This is a genomic window from Lysinibacillus sp. NPDC098008, assembly GCF_044760715.1.
GTDB lineage: Bacteria > Bacillota > Bacilli > Bacillales_A > Planococcaceae > Lysinibacillus.
Map to the genome: position 1 here is coordinate 43,997 of NZ_JBIWBA010000025.1, position 9,550 is coordinate 53,546.

Here is a 9,550-nt window from a genome sequence, read left to right on the forward strand (position 1 = left end):
CTGAATTCCGATGTCCTCGGTAGGAACATTAAGTGACAAGTCACTCCTACTGTCTACGGTACAAATGGATAATTCACAACAGCAACTATAATATCACATACAATTACTGCCGTCAACATATATATAAATTATTTTACTACTACGTTAGCAGCGTCAACTTTAACAGCTGGGCCCATTGTAGTTGTAATATTTACAGATTTCATGTAAGTACCTTTAGCTGCTGCAGGTTTTGCTTTTTGTACTACATCAAAAACAGCTAAGAAGTTCTCTACTAATTTTTCTGCTGGGAAAGAAACTTTACCGATAGGAGCGTGGATGATACCAGCTTTATCAGCACGGTATTCTACTTTACCAGCTTTGATTTCTTCGATAGCTTTTGTTACATCAAAAGTAACTGTGCCAGTTTTAGGGTTTGGCATTAAACCTTTAGGTCCTAATACACGACCAAGTTTACCAACTTCACCCATCATGTCAGGAGTTGCTACGATTACATCGAAATCGAACCAACCTTGTTGGATTTTTTGGATGTATTCTGCATCGCCTACATAATCAGCACCAGCTGCTTCTGCTTCTTTAAGTTTTTCACCTTTTGCGAATACTAATACGCGTTGAGTTTTACCAGTACCGTTTGGTAGCACTACTGCACCACGGATTTGTTGGTCGTTTTTACGAGTATCAATACCTAAACGGAAAGCAACTTCTACAGTAGCGTCGAAGTTTACTGTGCTAGTTTTTTGAGCAAGTTCGATTGCTTCTTGTGCACCATATAGTGCATTACGATCAATTAATTTTGCTGCATCTTGCAGTTTTTTACCTTTTTTAGCCATTATATATTTCCTCCTTGATTGTGGTTATAGCGGATTTTACCTCCCACGAATAAAGGTTGCGTGTTCATAAAGAAACTTCGCAACCTTCCAAAAAACAAAACATCAAGTAAATGGGATTAGTCTTCGATAACAATACCCATGCTTCGTGCAGTACCTTCAACCATTAACATAGCAGCTTCCACTGAAGCAGCGTTAAGGTCTGGCATTTTAGTTTCAGCGATTTCGCGAACTTTGTCACGTTTAACCGTTGCCACTTTTTTACGGTTTGGTTCACCTGATCCAGATTGGATACCAGCCGCTACTTTAAGTAGAACTGCTGCAGGTGGAGTTTTTGTAATGAAAGTGAAAGAACGATCTTCAAATACTGAAATTTCAACTGGAATAATAAGACCAGCTTGATCAGCAGTACGTGCGTTAAATTCTTTACAGAATCCCATGATGTTCACACCCGCTTGACCTAGTGCAGGACCAACCGGTGGAGCTGGGTTAGCTTTACCAGCAGGGATTTGAAGTTTTACAACTTTAATAACTTTTTTAGCCACGAGACACACCTCCTTAAGTCCGTGATGTGGTAATTGGGTTGCCCCTCCCACTCAATATCTGTCTGTCAGCTAATGCCGATAACATTAAAATTATCATTACAGACGTCATAGTAAAGTATGACAGTCTGACCTATGAAATGATAACACTTTTAAAATCTTTAAGCAAGTAGTAATTAACAAAATCTGCGAAATATCTACTAGCTGGCAATCATGCTTCTGTTACTAGAACTATAATTTTTGAATTTGTTCAAAGTCTAGTTCCATAATTGTTTCACGGCCAAACATATCGACTGTTACTTTTACTTTACCTTTTTCTGTATCAATCTCTTCAACACGACCTTGGAAATGAGCAAACGGCCCCTCTAATACTTCAACAGCCTCACCAACAGTAATATCCACTTCTACAACCTTATCCGTCATACCCATTTGCTGTAATAGACGATCTGCTTCTTCAGGAAGTAAAGGTGTTGGCTTCGCTCCTCCACCAGACGAACCGATAAAGCCTGTTACACCTGGTGTATTACGTACTACATACCAAGAATCATCAGTCATAATTAACTCTACTAACACATAACCTGGGAAAACTTTACGCATCATTGTACGTTTTTTCCCATCTTTCATTTCTGTTTCCTCATGCTCAGGAACAATTACACGAAAGATTTTGTCTTGCATGCCCATTGTTTCTACACGTTTCTCTAGGTTTGCCTTTACACGGTTTTCATACCCTGAATACGTATGAACAACATACCAATTTTTCTCCATAATCATTAGGACTTGTCGTCCGTCCCTCCCTTACAAATAAAAGTGAAAATGAATTGTGATATGCTAAGCGCACTCTTACCCTTTTCCACAAATATCTCATTTAAGATAAATTAATGATATATACCAAGTCTAGCATCGTCATCTCTTACTACGCCCATACTCTGTCCATAGCATCTTTATCCTAAACGAGAATAGATTACTGCCCTTCACTCCATTCATTTCACCTACCCATTTTAAAGAGGGGACTCACGGTTGAATGAAGATAAAACAAACGAAAAAACCCGTTATTGCATTGGACGGGCTATTTCAAGAATATTAACATCTATTTACTAAAATTTATAAATCTAAGTACCAGCGGAATAATGATGAAATACCTAGGTCAACTAGCACAAAAAACAGAGCCATAATGACAACAGTTGAAATTACAACGACTGTATATTTCGTTAGCTCTTTACTTTTTGGCCAGCTTGTTTTGCGCATTTCTGACATTACACTGCTTAAAAAGCCTTTGATCTTGCCCATTCTAGCCTAACCTCCAAATAATTATATCTGTCTATTTCCATATCATTCTTATAGTGTTTGTTTATGCACTGTATGTTTATTGCAATGCGTACAAAATTTCTTTAATTCAAGGCGTATAGTGGAACCTTCTTTAGCCTGAAATGTATAATTTCTTGATCCGCATTTTTCACAATTTAGCACGACTTTTTTTGCCATACAATCACCTTTTTCGGCACTTTATCTTTTTAAGACTAACACCTATATTTGTCAATGTCAATAAAGGCCTATATCCACTAAAACATTTCTTCAAGAACTAAATGTCGTTCTAATTTCCGCTTTACCCGCTGCAATGCATTATCGATAGATTTCACATGACGATTTAGTTTTGCAGAAATTTCATGATAGGATTGACCATCTAGATATAAGGCTAAAACTTGGAGCTCTAATTCACTTAAAATTTCACTCATCTTTTCTTCTAAGTACCCAAACTCTTCTCTATGAATCATTAATTCTTCTGGATCATCCATAATAGCGCCTGTTAATACATCCATTAGCGTTCGATCAGACTCTTCATCAAATATAGGCTTGTCTAAGGAGATATAGGAATTAAGTGGTATATGCTTTTGTCTAGTCGCTGTTTTAATAGCTGTAATAATTTGTCTTGTAATACATAGCTCTGCAAAAGCTCTAAAGGACGCCAGCTTATCTCCCTTAAAATCACGAATTGCTTTATATAAACCGATCATGCCCTCCTGTACAATATCTTCCTTATCTGCTCCGATTAAGAAATAGGACCTTGCTTTTGCTCTTACTAACAGACGGTATTTTGTAATTAAGTAATCCAACGCATCTGTATTACCTTGATGCACCATTTCAATAAGTTCTTCATCATTGAATCGTTCAAAATCTTGTGTCACTTGTACAATGCTATTTTTAAACATGGTATCACCTCAGTTACAACAGATAATTAGGAACAGTATAACGGAATTGGAAAATATGCGTCAATCAATCATTTCAAACCTCTTCGCCATTTTTCAAAAGCTAATGCAACATCTGGCTTTAATTCAATGCGAGAAGGTGGCTTGCTTTCATGTTTACGCTTTACATCATGCGAAATTTTATGTTGAATAATATTTGTTTCAATTTCTAGCTCTCTAGCTGACTTTCGTAGAGCACCATTACCAAAAATCACACTTTGCTCTGCCATATCAGATGTCGCTACATGAATTTGGACATTTCTTGCTTTTAGTTCTTGTGTCATTTTTTCAATGCGCTCATCTGCTGTTTCGTTTTTTCGAGTATAAATGACTTCTACATCATTTTCTATATAAGATTGCTCAATGCCTGGTACAAGATGTGCATCAAAAACAACAATTACACGCCAACCCATAGCTGCTTTATATTCAGCCATCAGTTCAATCAACCTTCTACGCGCATCCTCAAAATTAGCATCACGCAATGGTCGTAATTCTTTCCAAGACCCAATCATATTATAGCCATCAACAAGCAAAATGTTTTTCATTGTTACTCATTCGCTTCTTGACGCTTACGATACACTTCATACATTAAAAGTGCGGCAGCTACTGATGCGTTTAACGATGTAACATGCCCTATCATTGGTAAATGATATAAAAAATCACACTTCTCTTTTAATAAGCGCCCCATTCCTTTACCTTCACTACCGATAATAATCGCTAATGGTAATGTTGCATCCATTTTTCGATAGTCGACAGAGCCTTTTGCATCAGTACCAGCAATCCATATACCTCGTTCTTTTAATTCATCAACTGTTTGAGCAAGATTATTTACACGCACAACAGGAACATGTTCAATAGCACCTGTTGAAGCCTTTGCTACCACAGCCGTTAAGCTAACAGAACGGCGCTTCGGAATAATAATACCATGTACACCAATAGCATCAGCCGTTCTCATAATAGACCCTAGATTATGTGGGTCTTCAAGCTCATCTAAGATTAGGAAAAATGGGTCTTCCTGTTTTTTTGCCGCTGCTGCAAATAAATCCTCAAGCTCAGCATATTTATATGCAGCAACAGCAGCAACGATTCCTTGGTGATTAGCACTCGATAATTGATCAACTTTCTTTTTCGGCACAAATTGAACAACAATACCTCGTTCGCGTGCTAAATCTAGCAATTCATTGATACCAGATTTTTTCACGCCTTCTGCAATCCATACTTTATTCATATCGCGACCTGAACGAAGTGCTTCTAGCACTGGATTTTTACCAGCAATTATTTCGCCATTTTGTTCTACCATTATTTCAACACTCCTTTCGATTCCTCGACTATTTGAATAGCGTATGCAATAATTTCATAAACACGTTCTAGTTCATTTAATAAATATAAATTCCCAAGTATCGCCTCAAAGCCTGAGCTATTACGATAAGTTTGAACATCTGTATTTTTTGGGACAGAGCCGGACTTAGCATTGCGTCCACGACGGAACACAGCCAACTCCTCCTCTGTTAAATAATTTTCATCCATCATACGATGAACAACCATAGACTGTGCTTTTGCTGATACATAGTGAGTCGCTTCTCGATGAAGCGTATTTGGTTTAACTCGACCTGAGCGTAGCAAATGTTCGCGTACCTTCTGCTCCAATACGGCATCACCCATATAGGCTAATGCCAGTGCATTTAATTGCTTAATATCTTCATTACGAAGTTTATCCAACTTACTTACCCTCGTTTCCATCTAGTTCCTTGTCGTGTATCTTCTAAAATGATACCTTGTGCTTGCAAATGGTCACGAATCTCATCAGAACGGGCAAAATCACGGTTTTTACGTGCCTCTACGCGCTCTTGCAGTAATGCTTCAATTTCTTCGTCTAATAGCTCTTCCTCTTTTGCAAATTCAATACCTAAGACGTCACCCAGTACCTCAAAAGTTTCAATAAAGCTTTCCAATACTTTTTTGCAAGTATTTGTTTCATTCAAATAAATGTTAGCAATACGTGCTAGCTCAAATAATACTGAAATAGCATTAGCTGTATTAAAATCATCATCCATTGCCTCTTCAAAGAGCGCTTTTTGCTCAGCGATCTTGCTTAGCCATTCTTCTGAATGATCACCTAAGCTGACAGTAGTCGTTAGACGATGTTTAACATTGTTGTAGGCTGTACGAATTCGCTCTAAACCAGCCGCTGCTGCCTCCACCAAATCTTTTGCAAAATTAATCGGGTGGCGATAATGAACAGAAAGCATAAAGAAACGTAATACTTGTGGGTCAATCTGCTTACGAATATCATTCACTAAAATAAAATTCCCAAGAGATTTGGACATTTTTTCATTATCAATATTAATATAACCATTGTGCATCCAGTAGCGTGCAAATGTTTTATCATTATGTGCTTCCGATTGTGCAATTTCATTTTCATGGTGTGGAAAGGTTAAGTCTTGCCCGCCAGCATGAATATCAATCGTATCACCTAAATGCTCACGAGCCATGACAGAGCATTCAATATGCCAGCCAGGGCGACCAGCTCCCCAAGGGCTTTCCCAGCGAATTTCGTTTGGCTTAGCCGCTTTCCATAATGCAAAATCCAATGCATCATCTTTTTTCTCACCTGCTTCAATACGGGCACCAATTTTTAAATCATCCACTGATTGATGTGATAATTTACCATAACCATCAAATTTACGTGTACGGTAATAAACATCACCAGCAGATTCATAGGCATAACCTTTATCAATTAACACTTGAATGAATTCAATAATATCATCCATATGGTCTGTTACGCGTGGATGAACATCTGCCTTTTTGCAGCCTAATGCTGTGACATCTTCAAAATAGGCAGCAATAAAGCGCTCTGTTAATTCATGTACTTCCTCACCTAACTCATTTGCTGCTTTAATAATTTTATCATCTACATCCGTAAAATTTGATACAAACTTCACATCATAGCCTTTATATAAAAAATATCGACGTACTGTATCATAGACAATAACAGGGCGAGAATTTCCAATATGAATATAGTTATAGACAGTTGGACCGCAAACATACATTTTCACTTTGCCTTCTTCTAATGGTACAAAAGTTTCCTTTTGTCGTGTTAATGAGTTGAAAATTTGAATACTCATTGTGTTCCACTCTCCTTCTGTAAGCGTTCAATTGCTTCAGCAATGCGCTTCTCAAAAATATTTTAATGCTCTAGTCTTTCCCATTCTATCAGGAAAGCTGACAACTATAACATGGTGGCATTTCCCTACAAACAGCTTATCCGTTAACGTCTTAAGCCTTCTTGTATTTATAAAATAAAAAACGCCCCCATCATTCCCTAAAAGGAATGACAGAGACGCCTAATTTGCGTGGTTCCACTCTGATTGAAGGCAAAAGCCTTCCACTCTGGGCGTCCTTTAACGGGAACGACTCGATAAAGCCTACTACTTGTTCAGCCTTATGCTCAAAGGTGCATTTCAGTTTTGCCTAGGTTCAGACCACTTTCAGCCGGTGATGGTCCTCTCTTTAGAACATGCGCCACTTACTTCTCCTTCTCAACGCTTTTTCAATGTAAATACATTTTACAACGAACGAATAAATTGTCAATAAATTTCCCTTTATTGTGCAAATTTTTCAACGCGGTCAATTGTTTTCTCTTTACCAATTAAGCAAATTGCATTTGGTAGTTCTGGCCCATGCGTTTCTCCTGTTGTTACAACACGGATTGGCATAAATAAGTTTTTACCTTTATGACCCGTTGCTTTTTGAACAGCTTTAATAGCAGCTTTTACTGTATCTGGTGTAAATTCTTCTAATGCTTCAAGCTGTGTCTTAAAGGCTGTCATAACCTCAGGTACTTGTTCACCTGCTAAAACAGCTTTTGCTTCTTCATCATATTCAATCTGTTCTTTGAAGAATAGGCTAGATAATTCAATAATTTCAGCACCAAAGCTCATTTGATCGTGATAAAGAGCAATTAAATCTGTTGCCCATGCACGTTGCTCTGCAGTAAGCTCTTCAGGCAATAAACCTGCTTTTTGCAAATGTGGTAATGATAGTGCTACTACTTCTTCTAAAGGTAATTTTTTAATATATTGATTATTCATCCATGTCAGCTTTTGCTTATCGAACATAGATGGTGATTTTGATAAACGTTTTTCATCAAAGATTTTAATTAATTCCTCTCTTGAGAAAATTTCCTCTTCGCCTTCTGGTGACCAGCCAAGCAGTGCAAAGAAGTTAAACATTGCCTCAGGAAGATAACCTAAATCTTTATATTGTGTAACAAATTGAATAATCGATTCATCACGTTTTGATAGCTTTTTACGGTTTTCATTAACTATTAGTGTCATATGCCCGAAAGTTGGATATTCCCAACCAAATGCATCAAAAATCATCATTTGCTTTGGTGTATTCGATAAATGCTCCTCACCACGGAAAACATGGGAAATTTCCATAAAGTGATCATCCAATACAACAGCAAAGTTATAAGTTGGAATACCATTTGCTTTTACAAGTACCCAATCACCAACATCCTTCGATTCAAATACTACTTGTCCACGCACTAAATCTTCAAATTCATATGTTACGTTTTCTGGTACACGCATACGAATTGTATATGGCTCACCTGCTGCCTCTTTCGCTGCAACTTCCTCCGCTGATAAATGACGACATGTACCGTCATAAGTAGGTGCTGCTACACCTCTAGCCTTTTGCTCTTCACGAGATGCCTCAAGCTTTTCTGAAGAACAGAAACATTTATAAGCTAAGCCTTGCTCCAATAATTTTTCAGCATGCTCTTTATAAATATCAAGACGTTCCATTTGACGGTAAGGTGCATAAGGTCCACCAATATCAATCGACTCATCATATTCAATACCTAGCCACTTTAGGTTTTCTAGCTGAGATGCTTCTCCACCCTCTACATTACGTTCAATATCTGTATCCTCAATACGTACAATAAATTTACCGTTATGATGTTTTGCATATAAATAATTGAATAATGCTGTACGCGCCCCACCAATATGTAAATAACCAGTTGGAGATGGTGCGTAACGAACACGAACTTCTTTCGTCATAATTAAAAGCCTCCTAAATTTTCGATCAACAAATTGACTTTGTTTATTTTACCATTCTGTTATAGGAAATAAAAGCAAGGTTCGTGCACATTTATTTCTTAATCAAAAGGATTGTTGCCATTGCTGCTATACCTTCCTCACGTCCAGTAAAGCCTAATTTTTCCGTTGTTGTCGCCTTGACATTTACTTGTGAGGGCTCTGCATGTAATAATTCCGCAATACGATTTTGCATTTGCCCGATATATGGAGCCATTTTAGGACGCTGCGCCATAATTGTACAATCTACATTACCTAGAATATAGCCTTTATCCTCAACAATTTGCCAAATATGTTCTAATAGTTTGGCTGAATCTGCATCCTTAAATGCAGGGTCTGTATCTGGAAAATGACGTCCAATATCTCCTTCTCCAATTGCTCCTAGCGCTGCATCCGTAACAGTATGTAATAAAACATCTGCATCAGAGTGCCCTACAAGCCCTTTTTCATGAGGAATTGTAATACCTCCAATAATTAACGGACGCCCCTCCTCAAATGCATGTACATCAAAACCTTGTCCAATTCGAAACATATGCTAGAGAAACTACTTTAGCAAAACAAATGGCGTAAATAAGCTACTCGTTTGCTTCAATCGTAGTTTCATTCACCTTCTTTCACTTTTATATTTATTCACTATTATACCCTCATATTTTAACATATTCCCTAGGAAATTGAGCTGATAGCAAATAGCCAACGTTTTTATATGCTGATAGACAAAATCTCATTAGCCAATGTTGCTAATGAGATTCAGACTGTAGACAAACTCAATGAATTTTGAGTTTGCCTACAGTCTTTTTTCTTTTACAATAAAATAAAGTAAAGCCGTTGATTTCCACTACGGG

Annotated in this window: 12 protein-coding genes and 2 other annotated features (1 of these 14 only partly in view); all 12 genes read right to left on the reverse strand. The window is 37.5% G+C overall.

The window, feature by feature from the left end; translation table 11 throughout:
* Positions 1-77 (reverse strand) — a sequence feature (ribosomal protein L10 leader region); it reaches 69 nt to the left of the window's first position.
* Between the two features lie 51 nt (positions 78-128).
* Positions 129-827, reverse strand: a complete 699-nt coding sequence (gene rplA, locus ACIQVU_RS17425) for a 50S ribosomal protein L1 (RefSeq protein WP_340808298.1) — start codon at positions 825-827, stop codon at positions 129-131.
* 116 nt (positions 828-943) lie between these two features.
* On the reverse strand, positions 944-1,369 hold the full coding sequence (rplK, locus tag ACIQVU_RS17430; RefSeq protein WP_004233593.1) for a 50S ribosomal protein L11: 426 nt from the start codon (positions 1,367-1,369) through the stop codon (positions 944-946).
* 228 nt (positions 1,370-1,597) lie between these two features.
* Positions 1,598-2,131, reverse strand: a complete 534-nt coding sequence (gene nusG, locus ACIQVU_RS17435; protein ID WP_274794964.1) for a transcription termination/antitermination protein NusG — start codon at positions 2,129-2,131, stop codon at positions 1,598-1,600.
* A 336-nt stretch (positions 2,132-2,467) separates the two neighbouring features.
* Positions 2,468-2,653 (reverse strand): preprotein translocase subunit SecE, encoded by a 186-nt coding sequence (gene secE, locus ACIQVU_RS17440; protein ID WP_340808303.1) that lies wholly within the window; start codon positions 2,651-2,653, stop codon positions 2,468-2,470.
* A 48-nt stretch (positions 2,654-2,701) separates the two neighbouring features.
* Positions 2,702-2,848 carry a 50S ribosomal protein L33 gene (gene rpmG, locus ACIQVU_RS17445; RefSeq protein WP_340808305.1) on the reverse strand — a complete coding sequence of 49 codons (147 nt, stop codon included), beginning with the start codon at positions 2,846-2,848 and terminating at the stop codon, positions 2,702-2,704.
* A gap of 77 nt (positions 2,849-2,925) precedes the next feature.
* Positions 2,926-3,573, reverse strand: a complete 648-nt coding sequence (sigH, locus tag ACIQVU_RS17450; RefSeq protein WP_340808307.1) for an RNA polymerase sporulation sigma factor SigH — start codon at positions 3,571-3,573, stop codon at positions 2,926-2,928.
* A gap of 68 nt (positions 3,574-3,641) precedes the next feature.
* Positions 3,642-4,154, reverse strand: a complete 513-nt coding sequence (locus ACIQVU_RS17455) for an NYN domain-containing protein (protein ID WP_340808309.1) — start codon at positions 4,152-4,154, stop codon at positions 3,642-3,644.
* A gap of 2 nt (positions 4,155-4,156) precedes the next feature.
* Positions 4,157-4,909, reverse strand: coding sequence for a 23S rRNA (guanosine(2251)-2'-O)-methyltransferase RlmB (gene rlmB / locus ACIQVU_RS17460; RefSeq protein ID WP_340808312.1), 753 nt, complete (start codon positions 4,907-4,909; stop codon positions 4,157-4,159).
* Positions 4,909-5,328 (reverse strand): Mini-ribonuclease 3, encoded by a 420-nt coding sequence (locus ACIQVU_RS17465; protein ID WP_340808314.1) that lies wholly within the window; start codon positions 5,326-5,328, stop codon positions 4,909-4,911. Before ACIQVU_RS17465 ends, rlmB begins: the two co-directional genes overlap by 1 nt.
* A gap of 5 nt (positions 5,329-5,333) precedes the next feature.
* Positions 5,334-6,734 (reverse strand): cysteine--tRNA ligase, encoded by a 1,401-nt coding sequence (gene cysS, locus ACIQVU_RS17470; RefSeq protein WP_340808316.1) that lies wholly within the window; start codon positions 6,732-6,734, stop codon positions 5,334-5,336.
* A gap of 208 nt (positions 6,735-6,942) precedes the next feature.
* Positions 6,943-7,161 (reverse strand) — a binding site (T-box leader).
* Between the two features lie 50 nt (positions 7,162-7,211).
* Positions 7,212-8,672, reverse strand: a complete 1,461-nt coding sequence (gene gltX, locus ACIQVU_RS17475; protein ID WP_402896491.1) for a glutamate--tRNA ligase — start codon at positions 8,670-8,672, stop codon at positions 7,212-7,214.
* A gap of 91 nt (positions 8,673-8,763) precedes the next feature.
* Positions 8,764-9,240: a 2-C-methyl-D-erythritol 2,4-cyclodiphosphate synthase gene (gene ispF / locus ACIQVU_RS17480; RefSeq protein WP_402896493.1), complete on the reverse strand. Its 477-nt coding sequence runs from the start codon at positions 9,238-9,240 to the stop codon at positions 8,764-8,766.
* Between the last annotated feature and the right edge of the window lie 310 nt (positions 9,241-9,550).